This window comes from Actinoplanes sp. NPDC024001 (assembly GCF_040638955.1).
Lineage (GTDB): Bacteria > Actinomycetota > Actinomycetes > Mycobacteriales > Micromonosporaceae > Actinoplanes.
The window spans coordinates 1-22,693 of sequence record NZ_JBEZZB010000087.1 but is presented as its reverse complement, the minus strand read 5'-3'; the positions used below and the strand labels follow the sequence as shown (position 1 = coordinate 22,693).

General features: G+C 68.6%; 28 protein-coding genes and 2 tRNA genes. 2 read left to right on the top strand and 28 right to left on the bottom strand.

Annotated features, from left to right (window positions below; all coding sequences use genetic code 11):
* Positions 1–875: 875 nt before the first annotated feature.
* From AB0F81_RS29780 to AB0F81_RS29715, 14 genes are all read right to left on the bottom strand, one after another.
* On the bottom strand, positions 876–1,607 hold the full coding sequence (locus AB0F81_RS29780) for a hypothetical protein (protein ID WP_360202536.1): 732 nt from the start codon (positions 1,605–1,607) through the stop codon (positions 876–878).
* Positions 1,608–1,913: 306 nt separating this feature from the next.
* Positions 1,914–3,797, bottom strand: a complete 1,884-nt coding sequence (locus tag AB0F81_RS29775) for a hypothetical protein (protein WP_360202534.1) — start codon at positions 3,795–3,797, stop codon at positions 1,914–1,916.
* A 244-nt stretch (positions 3,798–4,041) separates the two neighbouring features.
* Complete coding sequence (locus AB0F81_RS29770; RefSeq protein ID WP_360202532.1) at positions 4,042–4,956, bottom strand: hypothetical protein; 915 nt, start codon at positions 4,954–4,956, stop codon at positions 4,042–4,044.
* The gene (locus AB0F81_RS29765; RefSeq protein ID WP_360202530.1) at positions 4,953–5,750 is read right to left on the bottom strand and encodes a DUF2637 domain-containing protein; all 798 of its coding nucleotides are present in this window, start codon (positions 5,748–5,750) and stop codon (positions 4,953–4,955) included. The genes AB0F81_RS29770 and AB0F81_RS29765 overlap by 4 nt, the downstream gene beginning before the upstream one ends.
* 85 nt (positions 5,751–5,835) lie before the next feature.
* Positions 5,836–6,210: a hypothetical protein gene (locus tag AB0F81_RS29760; protein WP_360202528.1), complete on the bottom strand. Its 375-nt coding sequence runs from the start codon at positions 6,208–6,210 to the stop codon at positions 5,836–5,838.
* Entirely contained in the window at positions 6,207–6,377 is a 171-nt protein-coding gene (locus AB0F81_RS29755; RefSeq protein ID WP_360202527.1) for a hypothetical protein, read from the bottom strand. The genes AB0F81_RS29760 and AB0F81_RS29755 overlap by 4 nt, the downstream gene beginning before the upstream one ends.
* Before the next feature lie 3 nt (positions 6,378–6,380).
* Positions 6,381–6,521: a hypothetical protein gene (locus AB0F81_RS29750; RefSeq protein WP_360202525.1), complete on the bottom strand. Its 141-nt coding sequence runs from the start codon at positions 6,519–6,521 to the stop codon at positions 6,381–6,383.
* 87 nt (positions 6,522–6,608) lie between these two features.
* Positions 6,609–6,758, bottom strand: a complete 150-nt coding sequence (locus AB0F81_RS29745) for a hypothetical protein (RefSeq protein WP_360202523.1) — start codon at positions 6,756–6,758, stop codon at positions 6,609–6,611.
* Positions 6,755–6,886, bottom strand: a complete 132-nt coding sequence (locus tag AB0F81_RS29740; RefSeq protein ID WP_360202522.1) for a hypothetical protein — start codon at positions 6,884–6,886, stop codon at positions 6,755–6,757. Before AB0F81_RS29740 ends, AB0F81_RS29745 begins: the two co-directional genes overlap by 4 nt.
* 100 nt (positions 6,887–6,986) lie before the next feature.
* On the bottom strand, positions 6,987–7,232 hold the full coding sequence (locus AB0F81_RS29735) for a hypothetical protein (protein WP_360202520.1): 246 nt from the start codon (positions 7,230–7,232) through the stop codon (positions 6,987–6,989).
* 427 nt (positions 7,233–7,659) lie between these two features.
* Positions 7,660–7,869 carry a hypothetical protein gene (locus AB0F81_RS29730; RefSeq protein ID WP_360202518.1) on the bottom strand — a complete coding sequence of 70 codons (210 nt, stop codon included), beginning with the start codon at positions 7,867–7,869 and terminating at the stop codon, positions 7,660–7,662.
* Positions 7,866–8,036 carry a hypothetical protein gene (locus tag AB0F81_RS29725; RefSeq protein WP_360202517.1) on the bottom strand — a complete coding sequence of 57 codons (171 nt, stop codon included), beginning with the start codon at positions 8,034–8,036 and terminating at the stop codon, positions 7,866–7,868. The genes AB0F81_RS29730 and AB0F81_RS29725 overlap by 4 nt, the downstream gene beginning before the upstream one ends.
* 8 nt (positions 8,037–8,044) lie before the next feature.
* Positions 8,045–8,221: a hypothetical protein gene (locus tag AB0F81_RS29720; RefSeq protein ID WP_360202516.1), complete on the bottom strand. Its 177-nt coding sequence runs from the start codon at positions 8,219–8,221 to the stop codon at positions 8,045–8,047.
* The gene (locus tag AB0F81_RS29715; RefSeq protein ID WP_360202514.1) at positions 8,221–8,481 is read right to left on the bottom strand and encodes a helix-turn-helix domain-containing protein; all 261 of its coding nucleotides are present in this window, start codon (positions 8,479–8,481) and stop codon (positions 8,221–8,223) included. The genes AB0F81_RS29720 and AB0F81_RS29715 overlap by 1 nt, the downstream gene beginning before the upstream one ends.
* A gap of 365 nt (positions 8,482–8,846) precedes the next feature.
* Between AB0F81_RS29715 and AB0F81_RS29710 the strand changes: the two genes are divergently transcribed.
* The gene (locus AB0F81_RS29710; protein WP_360202512.1) at positions 8,847–9,971 is read left to right on the top strand and encodes a helix-turn-helix transcriptional regulator; all 1,125 of its coding nucleotides are present in this window, start codon (positions 8,847–8,849) and stop codon (positions 9,969–9,971) included.
* On the opposite strand, the gene AB0F81_RS29705 is transcribed toward AB0F81_RS29710, so the two are convergent.
* The 7 genes from AB0F81_RS29705 to AB0F81_RS29675 all read right to left on the bottom strand — a co-directional run bounded on the left by AB0F81_RS29705 (position 9,955) and on the right by AB0F81_RS29675 (position 14,248).
* Positions 9,955–10,524 (bottom strand): NUDIX domain-containing protein, encoded by a 570-nt coding sequence (locus tag AB0F81_RS29705; protein ID WP_360202510.1) that lies wholly within the window; start codon positions 10,522–10,524, stop codon positions 9,955–9,957. The genes AB0F81_RS29710 and AB0F81_RS29705 overlap by 17 nt on opposite strands.
* A gap of 10 nt (positions 10,525–10,534) precedes the next feature.
* Complete coding sequence (locus AB0F81_RS29700) at positions 10,535–10,753, bottom strand: winged helix-turn-helix domain-containing protein (protein WP_360202509.1); 219 nt, start codon at positions 10,751–10,753, stop codon at positions 10,535–10,537.
* Positions 10,754–10,841: 88 nt separating this feature from the next.
* Positions 10,842–12,236, bottom strand: coding sequence for a tyrosine-type recombinase/integrase (locus AB0F81_RS29695; RefSeq protein ID WP_360202507.1), 1,395 nt, complete (start codon positions 12,234–12,236; stop codon positions 10,842–10,844).
* 152 nt (positions 12,237–12,388) lie between these two features.
* Positions 12,389–12,465: transfer RNA gene (locus tag AB0F81_RS29690), tRNA-Ile, on the bottom strand.
* A gap of 50 nt (positions 12,466–12,515) precedes the next feature.
* Positions 12,516–12,686: a hypothetical protein gene (locus tag AB0F81_RS29685; RefSeq protein WP_360202505.1), complete on the bottom strand. Its 171-nt coding sequence runs from the start codon at positions 12,684–12,686 to the stop codon at positions 12,516–12,518.
* A gap of 19 nt (positions 12,687–12,705) precedes the next feature.
* Positions 12,706–13,968: an NAD(P)/FAD-dependent oxidoreductase gene (locus AB0F81_RS29680; protein ID WP_360202503.1), complete on the bottom strand. Its 1,263-nt coding sequence runs from the start codon at positions 13,966–13,968 to the stop codon at positions 12,706–12,708.
* Positions 13,969–14,175: 207 nt separating this feature from the next.
* Positions 14,176–14,248: transfer RNA gene (locus tag AB0F81_RS29675), tRNA-Asn, on the bottom strand.
* Between the two features lie 208 nt (positions 14,249–14,456).
* Here AB0F81_RS29675 and AB0F81_RS29670 point away from each other — a divergent pair.
* Entirely contained in the window at positions 14,457–14,813 is a 357-nt protein-coding gene (locus tag AB0F81_RS29670) for a hypothetical protein (protein ID WP_360202502.1), read from the top strand.
* 57 nt (positions 14,814–14,870) lie between these two features.
* Here the strand turns inward: AB0F81_RS29670 and AB0F81_RS29665 are convergent, their stop codons facing one another.
* From AB0F81_RS29665 to AB0F81_RS29635, 7 genes are all read right to left on the bottom strand, one after another.
* Positions 14,871–15,878 carry a sugar phosphate isomerase/epimerase family protein gene (locus AB0F81_RS29665; RefSeq protein WP_360202501.1) on the bottom strand — a complete coding sequence of 336 codons (1,008 nt, stop codon included), beginning with the start codon at positions 15,876–15,878 and terminating at the stop codon, positions 14,871–14,873.
* 185 nt (positions 15,879–16,063) lie between these two features.
* The gene (locus tag AB0F81_RS29660; protein ID WP_360202499.1) at positions 16,064–16,963 is read right to left on the bottom strand and encodes a hypothetical protein; all 900 of its coding nucleotides are present in this window, start codon (positions 16,961–16,963) and stop codon (positions 16,064–16,066) included.
* Positions 16,964–17,488: 525 nt separating this feature from the next.
* Positions 17,489–18,682 carry a Gfo/Idh/MocA family oxidoreductase gene (locus tag AB0F81_RS29655; protein ID WP_360202497.1) on the bottom strand — a complete coding sequence of 398 codons (1,194 nt, stop codon included), beginning with the start codon at positions 18,680–18,682 and terminating at the stop codon, positions 17,489–17,491.
* Positions 18,683–18,691: 9 nt separating this feature from the next.
* Positions 18,692–19,729, bottom strand: a complete 1,038-nt coding sequence (locus AB0F81_RS29650) for a substrate-binding domain-containing protein (RefSeq protein ID WP_360202495.1) — start codon at positions 19,727–19,729, stop codon at positions 18,692–18,694.
* A 16-nt stretch (positions 19,730–19,745) separates the two neighbouring features.
* Positions 19,746–20,756, bottom strand: a complete 1,011-nt coding sequence (locus AB0F81_RS29645; RefSeq protein WP_360202494.1) for an ABC transporter permease — start codon at positions 20,754–20,756, stop codon at positions 19,746–19,748.
* A gap of 37 nt (positions 20,757–20,793) precedes the next feature.
* Positions 20,794–22,323, bottom strand: coding sequence for a sugar ABC transporter ATP-binding protein (locus tag AB0F81_RS29640; protein WP_360202493.1), 1,530 nt, complete (start codon positions 22,321–22,323; stop codon positions 20,794–20,796).
* The coding region (locus AB0F81_RS29635; protein ID WP_360202491.1) for an ROK family protein at positions 22,320–22,693 on the bottom strand (374 nt) is incomplete at its 5' end. The genes AB0F81_RS29640 and AB0F81_RS29635, both read right to left, overlap by 4 nt.

Here is a 22,693-nt window from a genome sequence, read left to right as displayed (position 1 = left end):
TGCGGGGCTTGTCCCCGCCCGACAGCACTATGTCTCTGCGTCGTCCAGGGGTGCTCGCACTGCCACTGCCACACAGGCAGGCCAGGGCCGAAAAGGAAGCCAGGACATCAACCACCGGGACCACCCCCACCAACCCGACGAGCCGCACAACATCTCATCAAACGTGGAGAAGCCCGCCCCCTCAGGCTCGCTTGCGGTCGTCGTCGAAGACCAACGGACAAGTCGACGGAGACGGAAAGGTCACACCAAACACCAGCCACCACCTGGTGTTGACCTTGAATCGAGCGCAGCTCGATCCGATCTTGGCGACGCGCGAAGCGTCGTCGCCCAACCGCAACCACCCACCCACCGCAACTAACCCACCCACCTCAACCACCCACCCACACCCACACCACCCACCCACTGCTCACCCGCCCTGCCCTGCCCACACCAAACCCCAACCACGATCAAATAGCGAAGCTTGATTGTGGTTGGGGTTTGGTGTGGGCTGCCCTGGGCAGGGCGGGTGAGCAGCCACAACATGGTTCAAAACCCACTCAATAACTCGGTCTAAAAGGCGCGCAAGCGCGCCGGGATCTAGCCGGGTTCTAGCCGGGTTCTTTCGGTCGCCCGTCTCATCGGTAAGACCCTGGGGCTCCGCCCCAGGCCCCGGCCCGGCTCGGAGATCGGCAAGACGACCACGGGTCACGGTGATCTCCTCGTGCGGGCACCCGGAGGGATGCCACACCGGTCACCCGGCTGCAAGGGGCAAGCCGCGCTCCGCGCGGTCGCAAGCGACCCCTTGCAGCCGGGTGTCCGGCGCGGCATGGCGGAGCCTGCCCGCGCGAGGAGATCACCTCTACAGCACCGCCCCAACGGGCGCTAGCAAACCGCTGTCATGGGTTACCCATGTGGGGACAGACACCCTTCGATTCGGCAGCGTCGTATCCGACGGCGGTCCAAAAGGTGCCCGCGGTGGGATATTGCGGCGAGGTCTGCCATACGTACCCGGCGCGGCCTCGCCGCGCGACGCGGAGGACTCGTGAGCCGAGTCCCAGACCTTTGTAAGGCTCGTAGACGTTCAGCTCACGCACGTACCCGCGCCGGCATTGGTCGCACACCTGGTAGACCAGCTTGCCCACAATTACACGGCCGAGCCGCAGCAGCAGCACCTCGTCGCCACTAAGGCGCCTCGGTGCCTGTCGTTGCATCCGAACTCGGGCATGAACCCAGGCTCGACGCAGCCGGCCACGTTCGGGGGCCGTGCGGTCCGGCCAGGTGAACGGCTCCGGCTCGGGGAACATCTCCTCCCGGAGCCGAGCGACGAACGCTGTCCTTTCCGCCTCGCCGACGTCCGCGCCGGCGCTATGCAGGCGCTGTAGCGCTTGTTCGAGAAGAGCGGCGGCCTCGTCCCAGCCGGCTGTGTCGCACTCTTCATGATTCGCTCGACACACCGCCGCTGCGGCGGCGATGCGGGATGCATCGCCGCCGTAGTAGCTAAGGAGCACCACCTTCATCGTCGCCTCGAACCGCTCGGGGGTCGCATCCTCCAAGCCGATTGCGGCCCCGCGGGCCATCGATGCGTCGCGCTCTGCCTGGGAAACAGAAGCATCAGAGTAGCTGTCCATGTGCGCACGGTAACTCCGACGTACGACAAGACGCCCACCTGAGAACCTCACTGCGACCCACTCCTGATTTCAGGTGTGGCGATCCGGTTGCTCACCTCGTCGAGATCGAGGGCACGCAACAGTAGATCGGCGGCGCACAGTTGCTGGTCTACCTAGTCATGGTCCCAGTAGGACACCCGCATGCCGGCCGCCAGACGGGGGCGGCCGACAGTGCCGTGACCAGCCCCATCGGATCGGACAGCGCGGACACCGGAATCTCGATCGCCTGGACCGGCCTACGACGGAACCCCATGACCTTCTCCCTTCCTAGAACAGGACCGGTCCCCGGCCAGGGGGCGGCGCCTCGGCGTCGGTCTGGTCCTCGGTCTGCTCGCCCTGCTCCGCTCGCTTGGCAGGGCTTGGCATTGCGGCTGCTACCCGCACTGACTCGATGGCCGCGATCACGGAACTCACCGCGTCCACGTCGGGCAGGCCGAACGACAGCCGCGGCAACGCGGCGGCGACCTTCGCGTACCGGCCCGCGCTGATCAGCACGAACTCGCCCACGCCGAGGGTGCGCAACATCTGCGGGTTCACCTTGAACGCGTGCTGTCTGCGGGCCACACCCTGCAGCTTCAGCGTGTTGTCGCTGTCGTAGTCGGCGCCGCCCTCGGTGACCCGCTCGGTGCCGGCGAGTTTCGCCACTGGCTCGGCCTGCTCGCTCTGCCGGTAGGTCAGCACCACGGCGTTGGTGGACAGCGCCGACCAGGTGTGCCCACCGCCGAACCCGGTCGGGTCCTGCGCGGTCAGAACGCTGTATGCGTCGGCGTCGCGGTTGCGCTCGACCTGGTTCACGAACTCCCGGCCGATCACTGGATCACCGGAGACCGCCCCGGCTTCCTCGATCACGATCAACACTTTGCGCGGTCGGCCGTCCGGGCCGACTTGGCGGCGGCGCGGATCGACCAGGTAGGAGCCGAAGTCACGCAGGATCAGCCGCATCAACGCGGTCGCGGCTTCTGGCCGGCTGACCGTGGGCAGTTCGATGCAGGCGATGTCAGTGTCCTCGAACGACCAGCCGCCCGCCGAGGCCGGGCCGATCCAGCCCCGCAGGTGGATCGCCATCGACGCGTACCGCATCAACGCTCCACCGAGATCGCTGTAGTTGAACGCGTCCACCAGCTCGCCCACGCGCGGATCGGAGGACTTCTTCGCCAGGGTCGCCAACCGGCCGCGGACCAGCGAATACACGAGATCCGGCAACGCGTCGATCGTCTTGCCCTGCTCGGCGTTCAACTCCAGGGCCAGCGCGACGAGGGTGTTCGCGACTGCTGCCCAGTACCGGTCGCCCCACTCCTCGATGCGGATCAGCCGGTCGCGGACCTCGGCCAGCTCGCCGCGCATCGGGTCGTAGGGCGCCGATCGTGCCATCAGCGTCCGGAACTGCAAGTCGTGCTTGTCGGCGATCGCGGCCAGCCGCGGCGCGGCGGACTTGCGGGCCGACGGCGGCTCCTTGCAGGTCAGATAGATGACCTGGTAGCCGTGTTCGGCGCCCCACTCGGCGATCGTCAGCGCGGTCTCGGTCTTGCCCAGTCCGGTTGCGCCCAGGATCAACAGGTGCCGGTTGTCCGGATGCTGCATGGGCAGCCGGATCCTGCCGTGCGTGCGCCACGGCTTGCCCAGGTCACCACGCTGGCGCCGTCCGACGATCGGCCCTTGCTCGTCGCCGAGGTCTACGGAAAGAGATCGCACGGCGATCGCGACCGGGCGGCTTCCGGTGTGCCGGGCACGCTGTGCCAGATGGGTGACTAGCCGGCGGCGGCGTTCCTCGCACAGCATCCGGTCCTCGCGCTCATCGGCGCCGTTGAACGGCGACCGCTCCCGACGCATCTGGCTGATCAACCACAACGGCCCTCCGACCGCCGGGCCCAGCGCCACACCCAACCCGACCACCGTCAGCCACTCACCCGTGGTCGCTTCTCGGTCCGACAGCCGCGACAGGTCCCCGGCGATGTGCCACCACGCCGTCCAATAGTCCGCGGCGCCCATCGCCCACCACGTCACGGCCGCCCCGGCCGTCGCCAGGAAGGCGGCGACCAGCCGGTCCGGCCAGCGGCGTCGCAAGACCAGATACGCCAGCCCGGTGATCAGGGCGCCGACCGGTAGCGCGAGCGTGAACAGCACCCCGCAGGTCCAGCGAAGCGCGCGCATCACCCCACTCCCGGCTCGCCGGCGAGTCGGCGGCGCGCCGGCGAATCAGGCAGCCAACAGGGGCAGCGGCTGAGGTCGAAGTCTGCGCCGTTGCCCTCCCAGTGGCAGGCCGTGCTCTTCTCGATGGCGCGCTCGCACAGAGCCTTGGAACAGCAGCCGCAGTCGGGGCATGGCGGCGATGAGGGCCTGGCCCAGGTGTGGGAGTCGTCCGGCGTCGGCGGATCGGACGCCGGGATCCACTCGGTCATCGGTCGCCTCCCGCCGCGTCCCGGGGCAGGTCGATGATCGAGAGGGCGCCGATCCGGTCGTTGCTGACCTGGCGATGTGTCAGGTTCCTGCGCGCGGTCCGGTCCGCTGCCGCGACCGCATTGCGGACCTCGTTGTTTGCGACCGCGTACAGCGTCACCTCGTAGCTGGTCAACAGCTCCTCGACGATCCGGGCCAGCCGGACCGGAGCCTTCACGCTGCGTTCGACCTCGATCGCAACCCGGGTTCCGCGCTCGTAGGTAGCCACCCCGTCCGGCACGTGCACGCGCTCGCGGTCGGTCCGCCCTCGGCGCGCGAGACCCAGCGCATCAAGATCGGAGCGGAAGGCGCGCTCCGATTCCCAGTGCGTCAGTGTGCCGAGCGACGGTGAAGGCCGTCCCTGCAGCACCAGCCGCAACCGGGCTACCTCGCACTGGTGCATGGCGGTCACGGATGACGTTTCCCGGAAGCCGTCCACACCGACGATCGCGGCGCCCGCCCGCGAAAGCCGAACGATGCGCGGTATGCCGTTGGCGAGCCTGCGAACCTCGGCGTAGCCGCCGCGCTGCCAACGCGCCACCATGTTCCGTACCCGTGACGCCGAAGGACGGCGACCGGCTGCGCTCCACGCCGTGCCGGGCATAGCGGCCAGCAGCGCGGCTAGGTCGTCCTCGTAGATGGCTTTCATGTCCGACAGCCAGCGGAACACCGCGAGGTCCCGCTCGGTGAGCCGGACCTGTCCGGCGTCCGCGCGGGGTCGGCGTGCCGGTTTGGCCGACGTCTGCGGCGTGGCGCACCGGTCGCACCGGTCGGCTTCCGGCGCCATCGCCGCGGTCGCACCACATCCGGTGCACTCGCGCCACACGTTGCCCTCCTGCGTCGTCACGTGCGCGATCTCGGCGAGGCTGGTCACCTCGTCACCTGCGCGGTCAGCGCCCGGATTCGGCTGCCCAGCTCGACCAGGCACACGGACGCGACCACCACAAGGCCATCGACGGTCAGCGGGATGAGATAGGGGCTTGCGCCGGTCTCGCCGTAGCGGCTGATCACGTCGGCCATGTGCCAGTACGACACCCACGCGGCGATGCTCGCGATCAGCACGGTGGCGGCGAATCGCACCGCCGCCAGCTGCCGGCGGTGTACCGGCACCCGCGAGATCAGCTCGATCGTCGCGAGCAGCGCCAGCGGCGGCCATGCCGCGATCGTCTGGCTGATCGGGTTGTCGTGTGCGTGCAGCACGTTCGCCACTGTCGACGCGACCACGGCCAGGGCGAGGGTCGCCCGCACCGCCCAGCGGACGCGCCGATGCTGCGTGAGCGTCGCCTCGGCGACAGCCACACCGCTGCCAGATACGGCAGCGTGCTTGGTCTCCATCGCCTGCTGATCCTCCGCAGCGTGAGGTTCATAAGCGTCGCTGACCTGCACGTCTGCTGCCGTTGCGGTCTCCTCCGTTGTCTCGGCAACTTCGGCAGTTTCGGCAAGATCGGCCACGCGCTCGGCGGCTTGCTGGCGGACTTCGGTGATCCGGTCGCGTCCCCATCGCTCACTGCGGGCGAACGCCCGGCCAAGCTCGTCGGCGCTCATCGGGATGCCGGCGGTCACCGACTCGCCGTACATGACCCGGGCGGCCTGCCGACGTTCCTCGATCGGCAGCGCCTTGCGGGCGGCTGCCGCTTCCTGTTCTGCGATTGCTGTCTGCTGACTCACGTCGTCTTCTCCCACCACGTGGCTGGTTGATCGATCGGTGAGGGAGGGCCGGGGCGACTGCTACTCGTCCCGGCCCTTCGGATCACTACTGGTTTTCGGTGGCTGCGGCGCGGATCGCGCCGTCGTACGACATCAGCGCTTGGTATTCGGCCATCTCGCGGCGGCTGACGTAGACGGCCTTGTAGACCATCGGCCCGAACGCGCGGCGTGCCACGAAATGCGTCGTCTGGGCCGTGACGGCGGCACCGCTGGTCTCGGTCATCGCGACACCCAGCGCTTGTGCGACCGCGGCCACCTGGGCGATGCCGGTGGCATCGTCGTCGCAGATCACGTAGTAGGCGAACTCTGCGTGCGGCCGCAGCGGGACCTGCGGATGCTGCTCCAGGAATGCGGTCAGTTCCCGCAACCCGTCGATCAGCGCTGTCCGCTGGTCGCCGCCGGTCGTGACCTCCAGGTTCATCGGCGGCCACCGCCCTTCGTTTCGCGCTCCCACAGGCGGAAATCGACGCGTTCCGCGTTCTCCCGGGTCCGGCCGTTCGCAGAGCGCCACCCCGAACCGGGCCGCAACAGCTCCGCCGCGACGCGATCAGTGAACCCGTCGTCCGGCATCTCGTCCTTCTTCGCCACCGGTCAGCCCCACAGACTGCGCGCGAGGCGCTGCCGGCGAGTCATCACCCGGGTCACCGGCCACTCGACCTCAGTGATCCGGTGGACGGTGCGGCTCTCCACCCGCCCGGTCGCCTCGTTGACTTGCCCGACCTTTCTTGCCATGTCGCTGGATCTCCTCTCGCTCGGCCGCCGTCCTGGCGGCTCCCGCAGTCGCCCGGCCGGGGAAGTGCCGGGCGGCCACGGGCGCCGTCAGCGCCTGCGGGTCACGCCCTCCTCGCGCTGCTGCTGGTAGCGGCGGGCGGTCGTGTACTTCGCGGCCCGGTCGGTGTACGGCCGTGACTCGGAATCGACCGTGGCGATCAGCCGTGCCGTCGCCTCGTCTTTCGGCCGGCGGGTCACGACCGGCGCTCCTGCCGGTTACGGCGCTCGTCGGCGCCGCGCTGCGCCTGCTGCATCTGCGTCTGACGCTGCTGCCGGTTGCGGTCCTTGACCTCGGTGTGCTGGATGTTCAGCCACTTGTCGGACATGATGGGCGTCTCTCCTTGAGGGGTTAGAGCTGAAAGGGGAGACCGGGGCGCGGCCAGGTTTTCCAGGCCACAGGTCGCGCTCCGGGTTTGAAACCATCGATCAGAAGAGAGGCATCTCTTCGAAGCCGGGCGGCAGACTCAGCCGCGAAGTGGTCTTGCGTTCCGGCTGCCGGGCGGCGGGGTCGTTCTGGCACAGGTTGTCCGCGTGCACCCGATGCCGGATCCCGTCGACCTCGACCATCACGAACGGCCATCCGCTCGTGTCTTTGACCTTGGCCGTCGGCCGCTGGTAACAGATCTGGTTGCACGCGAGGGTGCGCGGCTCCAGCCAGACGGTCGTGTCCATGCGGAGAATGTCGTGGCGTTTGATCACGGTCTGCCTCCTCGAAAACGAGAGAGAACGGCGGGTTTGCTAGCGCCCGTCCCGGGCGAGGCGGCGGCACCGCCCGCCGCCTTTACTGGCGCCCCCACCGCCCCGAGAGGCTCGCGGTCAAGGGATCAGGCCGAAGGATCTTGGCCGAGCGCAGCGGCCCGAAGGGCGGCCAAGAAGCTTCGGACCCCTTGACCGGGAGACGGGGCGGTGTAGCCAGGGCGCTAGCCCTGGAAGGGACGGCTGCCGCTTGCGGCAGCTTCGACAAGAAGTTCTCGGCCGGCCCCGGCCTTGAGGGGCAAGAGCAACCAGCCACACACCTGGAGCAACCTGCAATGCGCTGCCCCGTGCGACGATGAGACTCCGAGGTTCGGGCCGGCTGCTACCCGGTCCGGGCCTCGACCTAGAAGACGGTCAACTCCGGGGCACGCCGCCCACGACCGGCCTTGATCTCGGCCAGAATCTGCGGCCCGTAGGCAATCAGCTCCGCATCGCTGTACTGCGCCAACTGCTCCGCGTACAACGCCCCAGGCGGACAGCCGAACTCCGCAGCCGCACTGTGCACCGTCGTCCACGGTGTACCGGTGACCAGCTCATACAGACGATCGATCACCGCAACGGCCCCCGATGCCTAACGGTCGCCAGGTACTGCATGTCAGCGGTCATCGTCAGACTCGGCCGGTAGTAGCGGGCACCCGGCGGCGGCCCGAACTCCACCGCCACGCTGCGGGTCACCTTCCACGGCCTCGCCGTCAACCGCTCATACAGTCGCCAGATCATCGGCGCCCTCACCTCTTACGACTGCCGACGAGCTGATCCGGCCGCAACATCACCATGAGGAAGCCGACCAGGAACGCGACCGCACCCGCGATCACCAGGTCAATGCTGATTCCGATTCGGCTCGCAACCAGAACGGCCACCACAGACGCCACCACCCCGCCGGCGGCGGATTCGACCACGCGCATCAGGCGTCCCCTCCGGCGGTCGCGGCAGCTGGAGCCCAGGAACCGGCGTCAACGGCGCCGTTTTCAGAGACAGCGGCCTCAGCAAGCTGTTCGAGTACGCGGTACGGAACGATCAGGCGGCCACGGATCCGGACGGCCGGAAACTGCCCGGCACTGATGGCCCGATACAACGTCATCTCGGACATGCCGAGAGCACGAGCCGTCTCCGCCACGCTGAGGAACTTCGGAAGACCGGATTGCGATCGTCCTAGACTGGACATGCGTCAACTCCCTTGACCTGAGGGCAACTGGCGTACCTGGCGTTAGGCGGTTGCAGCCTTCTAGCGCCGATCTCGACGGCCGTTCGGTGTTGCAGCACCGGCGGCCGTCTCTCGTTCCACACCAGACTCAACTGGTGCGCACCAGTCTAGGGAACTGGTGCGCACCAGTGTCAAGCTCGGCAGGTGCCAGATGCTTCAGGAGGCTGGTGTTGTCTTGCTGCCACCAACAGAACGCCGAGCGGTACCGCGCCGGAAGTCAACAGGAGTTAACGCAGCGGAGTTAACCCCTGATGGCTTCAGAACTAGAAGCCATCAGGGCAAGCTTGAGTCGACAGCGGTCGATCGACGGGTACGGCGGGTGGCTGGTGAGACTTCGAGAAGCACGACACGCGAAGCAGTGGTCCCAGGCGCGACTGATCCACGAGATCGAGGACTACGCGCGGCGCCACGGCATCGATGTCGCCTCGAAGTCCAGCCTGCACGTCTACGTCTCCGACTGGGAAAACGGGCGGCGGGATCTCCCCTCAAAGTACGCCGCGATCCTTCGCGCATTGCTCGGATGGACCGATGCGGAACTGACCGGGGACGGGGGTTCGGCGGCCAGCACGCTGGTCGACGGCTACGAGGAGCTCCTGCTGAGGATCGAGTCTGCCCGGACGGTCGGTGGCTCGATCGTGCAGACGGTGATCCAGCAAACCGAACTGCTTCGCACCATGGACCGCCAGGTTGGAGCCGCCGCCCTTGTCGACCAGGTGCACGCCCACCTAGACCATCTACAAGAAGCACTCGCGTTCGCAGTCCTGCCCGACGCCAGGAAGCCACTGGCTCTGGCGCTCGCCGAGGCTGCGTCAATGGCAGCGTGGCAGGCGTTGGATGTCGGCGCAGCCGACCGAGCATGGCGACACTACGAACTCGCCAAGAGCGCAGCCCGTGAGGCAGAATCCACGGCTCATGTCGTGCATTCGATGGGCGAGCAGGCTTTCGTACTCGCTGATGCCGGCCGGCCTGAACTCGCGGCCCAACTTGTCAGCGAGGCGCAACGACTCGGCGGCAGGCAGATCTCGCGCCGATTGACCGCCTGGTTATATGCTGCTCAGGCGGAACTCTACGCCCATGCCGGAAAGCCAGGCGACTGCCGCCGGGCACTCGATCTAGCATGCCTCGCGCTGCCTGACGGACCAGAAGATCGGGACGCTGACCTCCGCAGCGTTTTCTTGAACGAGGCACATCTGACGCGCTGGCGAGGTCACTCACTCACGCTACTGGGAGACGAGCATGCGATCGCTGATCTCCGAGCAGGCCTCGAAACCATGGATGCCACCTTCATCAGGGCTCAGGCGGGGCATCGTTGCGACCTTGCACAGGCGCACCTCGTGAGAGGCGAACTCGATCAGGCGCGCGCGGAGCTACGGAAGGCACGCTCGCTCGCGACCCAGACCGGTTCCATCAGGCATCGTCAACGAGTCGAACGACTCATGCAGCAGATGTGACGCTCGGCTTCCCGAAGGCAAGCACGTGCAGCAGGGCAACCAGCGTGCCCGAGCCGGCCAGCTCACCACGCTCCATCATGCTGCGCACCTCGGCGAGCGGCACCCACTCCACGCGTCCAGCCTCCTCGACCTCGGTTGGCTCGCCTACGTAAGTGGCTCCAGCACCCACAAAGACCTCATGCGGCGAATCGACCATGCCAATCATCGGCTCAAACGCGATGACCTGCGTCAGGGAGGTCGGCCTCCACCCGGTCTCTTCCTCGACCTCACGAGCCGCCGCGGCGGCGGAATCCTCGCCGGCTTCGACGATGCCTCCGGGCAGCTCCCACCCCCAGCGGTCGGGGACGAAGCGATAGCGCCACATCATCAGCACGCGGTCCTGGTCGTCGATCACCGCCGCAATTGCTACTCGCTGAAGGTGCACGACGTGATGTTCGAAGCGCTTAGTCCCGGGCGGCTCGACATCGGCCAAAGTTAGCCGTACCCATTGGTTGTCATAGATCGTCCGCTCGCCATGGATCCGCCAGGGTTGCAGGTCGCTCGCGTCGCCCATGTCCGGAACGTTACCGGGATGGCTCACAGACGAAGTAGCCCCGGCCGTGCTCCGATCGGATCAAGCCTTCGGCGGCCAGCTTTGCGAGTACGAGCCGGATCGTCGTTCGTCCAGCACCTAGCGTGGAGGCCATTTGTCGTTCTGACGGCAGGCGCGAGCCAGGGCCGTACTCGCCACTGCTGATCCAGCCACGAACGGTGTTCTCCACGTTCGCGGTGACCTCACCCATTGGCTGCGCCCTGCACTGCGACTCCTTGGTCCACTAAAGGTGCGCACCAGTCTAGGCCGTCTGCCACTGAACAGAGACGCGGCAATCACTACTCTTCTGCTGCGAGCCATTCACGGCGCCAACGCCGCCCAACGCTCGGGTCGACGCCCGCGGCCTTTGCGACCTCCGCGCCGGTCGGCGCCGCTCCGGCGAGGCGCGCGGCCTGCCACCATTCGAAGGCCATGCTCTTCGCCTCGCGCGGAGCGCGAGGCCGGCGCGGAGCGCGAACAGCTGACTCAGATGCATCGTGATCGGCGGCAGCGGTGGGACGTGCCGGCATTCGGCCGGAAAGAGTCGACGCCGCCCGTTGGTCCGCCTCGCTCAACCACGCGGCATAGACGCGAAGCGTGGTCGCTCCTCCCCCGCCATGCCCGAGCCTGCCAGCCACGGTGCGAATATCAGTCCCGGCCGCAATCAGCTCGGTGGCCGAGTAGTGCCGCAGGGTATGCAGGTGGCTATCAATGCTGAGGCGTTTCGCCAAGCGGTCGTACCTCTGCGTCATCGTGTCGGGCGCCGGGAACGCGCTGCCGTCCGGGGCCGGAGAGAACACGAACGCCTCAGGCGGTAGATCGATTCCTAGAGCCCGTGCGCGAGCTTCCCAGCGACGTTTGTGTTCGGCAAGCACCTCAGCCGTATCGGGGTCCATGACTGTGCGTCGCTGCTGGTGGCTCTTGGTGTCCTTCTCCACCAGTTTGCCGTCCTCGCCAACAGAAATCGCTCGGCGCAGCGTGACCACGCTGTTCACTAGGTCGACGTGCTGCCACCGCAGTGCGCACAGTTCGCCGCGCCGCGCGCCAAGCGTCATGGCGCACCAAATGAACGTCCCCCAGTCGGGATCTCGCCAGGCTGCCGCGACGATGCGGGACGCCTCGGCGGCCGTCGGCGGCTGAGGGTCGGGATGCGGCAGCGCCGGCTTCTCGGCTTGCTCCGCCGGGTTGAGAGCGATCCACTTCCATCGCACCGCCCGATCGAGCGCACCACTCAGGATCCAGTGAATCTGGCGGATCGTGGAAGCCGCTAAGCCCTTGCACACATGTTTTCCACACCGGTGATCACACTCGTGCGGGCGCTGCGTCCGGTGCTGCACAAATCGCCGTCCGTCGCAATGATCGCGGCACTTCCGCAGTCGCGCGTAGAACGTCTCCAACAGCTCGGCATCCACCCGAGCGACCTGCACGCTGCCCAGCATGGGCCGGATGTGCTTGTCCAGCTTGAGGACGTAGCCCCGGCGGGTCGATGGCTCCACGTTGAGTACCTCAAGCCAACGGTCCAGAAGCTGGTTCACCGTCGCCCTGGTCCTCGGGTTGCGGCGCTCGTCGACTTGATTCAGCAGCCGGGTTCTGGCCTTCTCCGCCTCACGCGCGGCATGTGGGCCGGGAGGAATGACCTCGGTCAGGTCGTGCCGGCGCTTCGTCAGCGGGTCGACGCCCGCGTACACGCGCACCCGCAGGGCTCCGCTCGGGAGCGTGTCGATAGTCCCCCGCTGTCGCTGCCGGGGAATCGCCCGTCGCGTCATGTTCGGAACGCTAACACCGACTTGCGTCACGTCCCGCGTCACGAGCTACGCTCGGACGCGGGCTAAAGCGACAGTTCTGCTGGTGGGGCGGGCGGGACTCGAACCCGCGACCGAGGGATTATGAGTCCCCTGCTCTAACCCACTGAGCTACCGCCCCGTACCGGCGGCGATCCTATCCCGTGCCCCGCTCCCGCAGCTAGCGATCTATCAGCGCACCAGGGATTTCGGTAGAAGGATGATCTGTCGCCGGGGGTCGGAGACGAAGTCGGGAGGTTGCAGGTCCTCCACTCTCGGCAGGCCTTCGTCTCCCACCGAAGGCTCTTCCGGCCCGTCTTGTGTGGTGAATTCGGCGTAATTCTCCGGGTTGAGATCGCTCATGTCGCCCCCTGGAATCTGATTAGACCTCGGCCCGGGCGCCCAGTGACGCCAGGACTGCTCCGGCTGCGCGCCAGCCGCCGGCGAGCGCGCCCTGGATGGAGGGGCTGTCGCGGTGGTCGCCGGCTACGAAGAGGCCGTCGCCCAGGTTGACCGGCTTGCGCAGCCGGGCCTGGGGCGCGCGGGCCGCGGGCAGCGCCTGCGGGATGGTGACCACGTTGAGCAGGTCCCAGTCGTCGGTGGGCGCGCCGTAGATGCGGGACAGTTCGACCCGGATCACCGCTTCGGAGGCGCTGGACGGGGCCGAGACCCCGACGATGCTGGCCGCGATGAGGCTTTTGCCGCTGGGGGCGTACTCGGGGGCGGCGTTGCTCATCACGACGGTGTTGGCGATGATCTCCCGCCGGTCGCCGTCGATCAGCAGGATGGGTTCGTCGATGGGTGCCCGGTCGGCGCCGAAGTAGAAGGTGGTCAGGCCGTGCACTTCGGGGCGGGGCAGCCGCGGCAGCAGGGCGGCGGCGGTGAGCGGGTCGGTGGCGACGATGATGGCCCGGCAGTGGATCTCGCCGCCTTCGGTGACGACGATGCCCGGCCCGATGGACAGGGTGCGGGCGCCGATCAGCAGCTGCGGGAACGGCAGCGGGCCGGCGATCGCGGCGGGCAGCGCGGCCATGCCGGCCGCCGGCACGCCGATCCGGCCGCGGGTGAAGGAGCGCAGCACCATCGCGGCGACGTGGCTGGAGGTGTCGAGGGTGCGGTCGGCGAAGACGCCGGAGAAGAACGGCCGCAGCACCTCTTCGATGATCCGGTGGGAGAGGCCGGCGTGGCGCAGCATCTCTTGCGTGGTGGTTTCCGGCATGTCGAGCAGTTTCGAGACCGGCAGCGTGGCGCACCGGGTGGCGAGCGCCGCGAATTTCAGCCGGTCGGCGAAGGTGCCGACGCCGGAGGTCAGGGTTTGCGGGGTGGCGAGCGGGTCGCGCAGCGGGTTCTCCAGCCGGTGCAGGCCGCCGCCGCGGCGCACCAGCACCCCGGAGGTGAAGTAGCGCATGTCCAGCGCGTCGATGTCGACGAGCGCCGGGAGCCGCGGGTAGGCGGTGTTGAGGACCTGGAAACCACGGTCCATCCGCCATCCGTCGACGACGTCGGTGGCGACCCGGCCGCCGACGCGGTCGGCTCCCTCGACGAGGAGCCATTCGACACCCGCGCGGTCGAGCCGCCGGGCAGCGGACAGCCCGGCGAGCCCGCCGCCGACGATGACGACGTCCACCTCAACCGGCTGCGACATGAACACCTCACAGACTGCTATAGACGCGGGACTCAGCGTAACCGGGCATGTGCACCCTGGGAGGCGAAAGGGGCCAGGCGGCCGTCGGCCGCAAGATCAACACCATTCGGGGTACGCGAGGAGCGCATCGACGTGCCCGTGGGGTTCCCGTAGAGCCGGCCGGAAAAACAGAAAATCCCAGGCCGTGGTGGCCTGGGATCCGATGTGCTCCCCGAATTGGACTCGAACCAATAACCTGCCGGTTAACAGCCGGCTGCTCTGCCAATTGAGCTATCGGGGACTGCTCGTACTACCTGTGCCGCCGGGCTTCCCTGGCGACGGAGAACAGACTACATGACCATCCGACCGCCCCACCAACGGGATACCCCTCGGCGGGTCACGGTGCGGATGACATGGGGAGGAATCCAAGATCCGGGGAGTATGGGCCCGACAGGATGGGTATGCACCCCGCAGACGCACGCGCGTCATCAACGGAAGGAGCCGCCATCATGCGCGGAAAGCTGATGTTCCTCACCGGTCTCGCGGCGGGCTTCGTCCTGGGCAGCCGTGCCGGCCGGGAGAAGTACGAAGAGATCCGGGCCAACGCTCAGAAGGTCTGGCAGCACCCGACGGTGCAGGAGGCCGCCGGCGTCGCCCAGGCGCAGGCCAACAAGCTGTACACCGAGGGCAAGGACAAGCTGCAGACGTCCAAGCTGGGTGAGAAGCTGCAGACCACCGGCACGACCGGCAGCAGCAGCAAGAGCTCGGACACCACGGACGAACTGCTGGCGCCCAGTGACACGCTCGCCGGGTCGAAGAGCACCAGCACCGGCAGCAGCAGCACCACCACCGGCACCACGTACTGACGCCGGACACCACGCAGGGCCGCCCCCGGCACGGGGCGGCCCTGCGTCGTCCGTGGGTCAGGAACTGGACGAGAAGGCGGCGTCGAACGCGGCCGCCGGGGCGTCGAAGGCGAGCCGGCGGACGAACTGGAGGGCCTCGGGCGCGCCGACGAGCCGGTCCATCCCGGCGTCCTCCCACTCGATGGAAATCGGCCCTGAGTAGCCGATGCTGTTCAGCGCGCGGAAGCAGTCCTCCCAGGGCACGTCGCCGTGGCCGGTGGAGACGAAGTCCCAGCCGCGGCGCAGGTCGGCCCAGGCCAGGTGGGAGCTGAGCCGCCCGCGCCGGCCGTCGCCGGTGCGCACCTTCGCGTCCTTGCAGTCCACGTGATAGATCCGGTCACGGAACTCGAGGATGAAGTTGACCGGGTCGAGGTCCTGCCAGACGAAGTGCGACGGGTCCCAGTTCAGCCCGAAGGCCGCCCGGTTGCCGATCGCCTCCAGGGTCCGCCGGGTGGTCCAGTAGTCGTACGCGATCTCGCTGGGGTGCACCTCGTGGGCGAACCGCACCCCGACCTCGTCGAACACGTCCAGGATCGGGTTCCAGCGGTCGGCGAAGTCGGCGTATCCCCGGTCGATCATCTCGGGCGGGACCGGCGGGAACATGGCGACGGTGTGCCAGATGGACGATCCGGTGAAGCCCACCACCGTCGAGACGCCGAACTTGGCGGCGGCCCGTGCGGTGTCCTTCATCCGGTCGGCCGCGCGCCCCCGTACCCCCTCGGGGTCGCCGTCGCCCCAGATGGCCGGCGGCAGAATGCCGCGATGGCGCTCGTCGATCGGGTGGTCGCAGACCGCCTGACCGACGAGGTGGTTGGAGATCGCGAAGCACTTGAGGTTGTGCTTGGCGAGCTGTTCCTGCTTGCGCTCGATGTAGTCGCTCTCGGCGAGCGCGCGGTCGACCTCGAAGTGGTCGCCCCAGCAGGCGATCTCCAGTCCGTCGTAGCCCCATTCGGACGCTAGCCGGCAAACTTCTTCGAACGGCAGGTCGGCCCACTGGCCGGTGAAGAGCGTGATGGGTCGTGCCATGCTTTCCTCCCTCGTGGCTGGCGTCGGCCGGCCGGTGAGGGGAACCGGCCCACGAGGCGTCACCACGGAAATCGGCACGTGTCGACTGGGCCGTGCGGGTTTGCGCCTCCCGCTCGGCCCGCCCGTCGCGGCGGTGGCCCCACCGCGACTCTACGGCGGCACGGGCGGGCGGCGAAAGACCTGGATCAGGGCGCGGTGCAGGGCTGCTGCTCCGGCACCAGGCCGATGCCGGTGAGCTCCTCCAGGACGCGTGCGAGGTGGTCCGCGGCCCGGGAGAAGTCGCCGGGGGTGTCCACGTCGACATATTCGGTGCGGGCGGCGTCGGCGGCGAGCAGGTGCCGCAGGACGGGCTGCCAGCCGCCGGCCGGGTCGGTGATCCGGACCGTGATGACCGAGAGGCCGGCGTCGGTGAGCCGGTCGACGCCGGCTTCCGGGTCGGGCCAGTCGCGCAGCACGGTGGCCAGGTCGAGATAGACGCCGAGCCGGTCCTTGTCGACCCGGGTGAGCGCGGCGACGGTCTCCTCCGGGCTGTCCAGCACCGAGCCGGGGCCGGGCTGGAAGCCGCACCGGACCGCCCGGCCGACCCGCCAGGCGAGGTCGGCGAGGCCCCCGGAGAGGCGGCGCAGGTGGCGGGCGCCGGCCTGCTGCCGCGCCCCGTCCCACTGCTCGCGGCGGCCGAGGCCGCAGCTGCCGAGGGCGCCGCGGACCTCCTCGGCGGGCAGTAGGTCGACGAGGATCCGGGCCAGGTCGAGGGTCTGCCGCAGCCGGGCCGGCTCGCTCCAGTCGACCGTGCTCTGGCCGCCGCCCTCGGCGCCGGGCCCGCCGCTCAACGTGACCACCTCGAGGCCGCGGGCGTCGAGTTCGGTACGCAGCCGGGTACGAGCGCGCCCGTCGTCAGCGAGGGCGGCGGCAAGTGGGTACGGCAGCCGGAGCGCGACCCCGAGCGTGCCGCTGCCGAACCGGGTGCGCAGCGCCGAGGTGGCGGCGTCCAGGCGCTCGACGGCCGCGGACAGCGACTCCGCCTGGTCTAGGCTGATGCCACAACTGAGGTGCACGATCCGGCCGGAGGGATGTCGCAGCCGCATCAATATCCTCCCCGGACGAGGTCACCCGTGCAGGTGCACGTGCATTCGCTCGTGCTAACGCCTCCAGTATGGACCATCTCGGCGCCGGTCCTTGATCGACCGACGCCGTCTGCCCGGGGTCCCATCGCCGCCTCCATCCGTGGAATGCCTTGCCCTCGGATACGAGCGTGCGGCGTGAGCCGGATCACCGGCGTACCTAGCGTGCGACCGGTGAGCGGCCAGGATGTGATCAGAACGGCGTGGAGATATCGCTTTTGATAAATGTCTCGAAATGGGATGACCAGCGAGTAGCTTGCGCTGGAACCATCGGGAAAGGCCTTTCCGCCTGGTTCCGCCCTTCAGACTGTGCGTAAATGGACACGCAATGATCGACTGCCCGTGCGTCTGACGCGTGCTGAAGCACGCCGAAGCGGATGCGCGGGCAGACCCGCCCGCGCATCCGCGTCACCCACCGTGGACCGGCCGGCGCGGGGCGCAACCACGCCGTCCCTCACCGATCCCGGCGGACTTCCTCGATCGGCCGGATCAGCCGGCCGCGCTCGCCTGCAGGGCCGACTCCACCTCCGCCCAGTTGCCCGAGGCGGCGGACCGCTCGACCGCGCCCAGGACCAGCTGCACCTGCAGCGCGTCGGCGAACGACGGCGACGGGTCCTGCCCGGTCGCGATCGCGTCGATCAGGTCGCGGACCTCGTGGGTGAAGGAGTGCTCGTACCCGATCAGGTGGCCCGGCGGCCACCACGCGGACATGTACGGATGCTCCGACTCGGTCACCAGGATCCGGCTGAAGCCCTGCTCGGCGGCCGGCAGAGCGGCGTCGTAGAACTCCAGCTCGTTCATCCGCTCGAAGTCGAACGCCAGCGTGCCGAGCGAGCCGTTCAACTCGACCCGCAGGGCGTTCTTGCGGCCGGTGGCGAAGCGGGTGGCCTCGTACGAGGCGACCGCTCCCCCGTCCAGCCGGGCCAGGAACAGCGCCGCGTCGTCGACCGTGACATCACCCAGGGCGGCGCCGTTGCCGGCCGCGGAGAGCCCGGACGACGCCGACGGCAACGGCCGGGTCCGTACGAACGTCTCGGTCAGCGCCGACACCGAGGTGATCGACTGACCGGTGACGAACTGCGTGAGATCGACGATGTGCGCGCCGATGTCACCCAGCGCCCCGGATCCGGCGATCTCCTTGCGCAGCCGCCAGACCAGCGGGAACTGCGGATCGACGATCCAGTCCTGCAGGTAGACGGCTCGCACGTGCCGGATGGTGCCGATCCGCCCGGCCGCCACGAGCTCGCGCATCAACGCGACGGCCGGCACCCGGCGGTAGTTGTAGGCGCACATCGCCCGTACCCCATGGGTTTTGGCGCGGGCTGCGGCCGCGGCCATCTCGCGTGCCTCGGCCACCGAATTGGCCAGGGGTTTCTCGCAGAGCACGTGCTTGCCGGCGGCGAGCGCGGCCAGCGCGATCTCGGCATGGGTGTCGCCCGGCGTGCAGATGTCCACCAGGTCGATCGCGTCGCTCTCGACGATCGCCCGCCAGTCGGTGGTGTGCCCCTCCCAGCCGAGCTTGGTGGCCGCGTCCGCCACCTGGCCGGCGGAACGCCCGCACACCATCGACATCCGTGCCCGCATTGGCAGGTCGAAGGCATGATTGACGGTGCGCCAGGCCTGCGAGTGCGCGGCCCCCATGAACGCGTAGCCGACCATGCCGACTCGCAGGTCCTGCGACATGCTGCCCCCTTAGAAGCCGAGCTTGCTGTACTGAGCGGCGTTCTCCTTGGTGATCGTCTCGGAGCTGAGCATGATCTCCTTCGGTACCTGGAGCTCGACCAGGTCGCTCATTCCCTTGCCCTGGGCGATCAGGCGGGCCAGCGAGATCGCCGAGGAGGCCATCGACGGGCTGTAGGTCACGGTGGCCTTGAGCACGCCGTCGTCCTTGGCGATGGCGTCGATCGCCGCCTTCGAGCCGGCGCCGCCGACCATGAAGAACTCGCTGCGGTTGGCCTGATCGATCGCGGCCAGCACGCCGACGCCCTGGTCGTCGTCGTGGTTCCAGAGCGCGTCCATCTGGGGCAGCGCCTGCAACAGGTCGGTCGCGGCCTGCTGCCCGCCGTTGACGGTGAAGTCGGCGGCCCGGCGGTTGGCGACCTTGAAGCCGAACGAGGCGAGCGCGGTTTTGAAGCCCTGCGACCGCTCCTGGGTCAGCTCGAGCGAGTCGATGCCGGCGATCTCGCCGATCACCGGGCTGCTGACGCCCTTGGCCTTGAGCTGCTGGCCGATGTACGTCCCGGCAGCCAGCCCCATGCCGTAGTTGTCGCCCTTGATCTGCAGCCGGTACGCGTTCGGCGAGGGGAACGCCCGGTCCAGGTTGACCACCGGGATCCCGGCCTGCATCGCCTGGATGCCGGCCGCGTTCAGTTCCTTGCCGTCGTACGGCAGCATCACGATGATGCTGGGCTTCTCCGCGATCAGCGTGGAGATGGCCGCCCGCTGGGTGGCCGCGTCCGCGCCGGCCTCGGTCAGCTTAAGCTCCACATCGGAGTACTCGCCGGCCTGAGCCTTGGCGTTGTTGGTGATCGCGCCGATCCAGCCGTGGTCGGCGGCCGGTGCGGAGAACCCGATCACCACTTTCTGGCCGGGCTGCGCGTTGTCGTTGCCGCTGTTGGTGTTGACCTGGGCGTTGTTGGAGGTGTCATTGCTGGTGCAGGCCGTGAGCAGGGCGCCGGCGCCGACGGCAGCGCCGCCGAACAGAACGCGCCTACGGGACAATGAGGACATTATTGCTCCCGTCTCTTCAGTTCTTCTTGAACAACTGCGTGAGCGATTGATAGCGGAACTGCTGGATCAAGACGGCGGCGACGATGATGCCGCCCTTGACCATGTTCTGGACCTCGGTCTCGAGGTTGTTGATCGCGAACAGGTTGGTGATGGTGGAGAAGACCAGCACACCGAAGATGGCGCCGACGATCGTGCCGCGGCCACCGCTGAGCAGCGTGCCGCCGATGATCGCCGCAGCGATGGCGTCCAGCTCGTAGAGGTTGGCCATGCCCGCCTGGGCGCTGGTCGCCTGTGAGGTCAGCATGATCGCGGCGATGCCGCAGCACAGACCGGACAGCATGTAGAGCAGCAGGGTCTGGCGCTTCACGTTGATGCCGGCCAGGCGGGCGGCTTCCTCGTTGCCGCCGACCGCGACCGTACGGCGGCCGAACGTGGTCCGGTTCAGCAGCACCCAGCCGGCCGCCGCCACCGCCGCCAGAATGATCACCAGCAGGGGGATGCCGAGGATCCGGGTGGTGGCGATCCCGTTGATCGTCTCGTTCGTCGAGATCTGCGTCTGCTTGTCGGAGATCTGCGCGGCGAGACCGCGGGCGGCCACCAGCATGGCGAGGGTGGCGATGAAGGGTACGAGTTTCCCGTACGCGATCAGCACGCCGTTGACCAGCCCGACCCCGAGCCCGACCATGATCGCCGTGAAGATCATGCCGGCCGCGCCGAAACTCTGTGTGGCCACTGTGGTGCACCAGACGCCGGCCAGCGCGATGATCGCGCCGACCGACAGGTCGATGCCGCCGCCGATGATCACAAAGGTCATGCCGACGGTCACGACACCGATCGCGGAGGCCTGCTGAAGGATCGTCAGGACGTTGTTGCGCACCCAGGTCGGATCGCTGTACAGCTCCGGCCGGGTGATGATCCCGATGATGACCAGGACGACGAGCACGCCGACGAGGCCAAGGTTGCGGATCGTCCCCTCGTCGAGGCGCCGTGGCTCCCGCTGGTCGGCGCGCAGAGTCTCAGTTGTCATTCTGTGCTCCCTTGGCATGCCCTGACGGTGCGGCCGGTCATGCCGGCTCCCCTTCCAGCAGCGACCCCGCCATGACGAGGTTCAGAACGGTGTCCTCGTCGATCTCCGCGGCCGGCGCCTCGTGGATCATGTGGCCTTCCCGCATCACCAGCACCCGGTCGGCCAGCCCGAGCACCTCCGGCACCTCGCTGGAGACCAGCAGGACGCCCACCCCACGCTCGGCCAGGTCGTGGATGACCTGGTAGAGCTCCGCCCGGGCACCCACGTCCACACCCCGGGTCGGCTCGTCGAGCAGCAGCAGCCGGGTCTCGCCGAGCAGCCAGCGGCCGACCACCACCTTCTGCTGGTTGCCGCCGGACAGGGTCCGCACCGGGCGCGTCACCCCGGGAGGGCGCAGGTCGAGCGACTGCGCCGTACGCGTCGCTGCCGCCCGCTCGCCGCCCGTGTCGGTGAAACCGGCGCGGGCGAACCGGGCGAACGACGCCAGCGTCATGTTCTTGAAGATCGGCTCGTCCAGCAGCAGCGCCTGGCTCTTGCGCTCCTCCGGGGCCATCCCCATCCCGTTGCGCACCGCGGCCTCGACACTGCGGATCGGCCGGCCGGCCAGTCGCACCGTGCCGGTGTCCGGCCGGCGGGCACCGAAGACGGTCTCCAGCAGCTCGGACCGCCCGGAACCGACCAGCCCGGCGATCCCCACGATCTCGCCGGGGCGGACCGTCAGGTTCACCTCGGCGAACTCCCCGTGCCGGGTCAGGTTCTCGACGACCAGCAGGGGTTCCGGCTGCTCGGTCGTCTCCTTCCGCGGCGGGAACACGTACTCGATCGAGCGGCCGGTCATCTTGCCCACCAGCTCGCGGGTCGGCGTGGTGCGGGCCGGCAGGTTCGCCGCGGTGGTCCGGCCGTCCTTCAGCACGGTCACCCGGTCACCGATGTCGCGGATCTCGTCCAGCCGGTGCGAGATGTAGATGACCGCGATCCCCTGCGCGGTCAGCTCCCGGATGATCCGGAACAGGTTCGCCACCTCGTCGTGCGCGAGCACCGCGCTCGGCTCGTCCATCACGATCAGGCGGGCCTCGTGCGACAGCGCGCGAGCCATGCTCACCACCTGCTTGGCCGCGGCCGGCAGCGTGCGGACCAGGCGCCGCGGCGCGATCTCGGCATGGCCGAGGCGGGTCAAAATCGACTTCGTCTCGTACGCGGTGACGCGCCGCCGGGTGAAACCGAACCGGCTCGGCTCGTGGCCGAGGAACGCGTTCTCCGCCACCGACAGGTCATCGACCAGGTCGAGCTCCTGATAGATGGTGGCGATCCCGGCCCGCATCGCGGCCTGCGGAGTCGCCGGGGCGAACGGCTCGCCCTGCCAGGTGATCTCGCCGGCGTCCGCGTGGTGCACACCGGCCAGCACCTTGATCAGGGTCGACTTGCCGGCCCCGTTCTGCCCGAGCAGGCAGTGCACCTCGCCGGCACGCACCTCGAGCTGCACGCCGTCGAGGGCGCGGACACCCGGGAAGACCTTGACCACGTCGGTGAGCCGCAGCACCACCTCGCCCTCCGCCGCGGTGCTCATGACGCCTGCTCGAAGACCGCGTCACTGGCCAGCACGGCCGCCCCGGTCACACCGGCGCGACTGCCCAGTTCGGAGAGCACGACCGGCAGGTTCCCGGTGGCCAGCGGCAGGGACCGGCGGTAGACGACACTGCGGATCTCGGCCAGCAGGACGTGACCGAGCTGCGCCAACCCACCCCCGATGACGATCATCGACGGATTGGCGAAGGAGACCAGCGTCGCGAGCACACCGCCGACCCGCCGGCCGCCGTCCCGGATCAACCGGATGCAGGTGATGTCACCCTCGGCGGCGCCGTCGGCGACGTCTTGCGCGGTGATGACCGCCTCGCCGTCACTGCCGGCCCGGGCCGCCCGCCCGGCGCCGGAGCGGG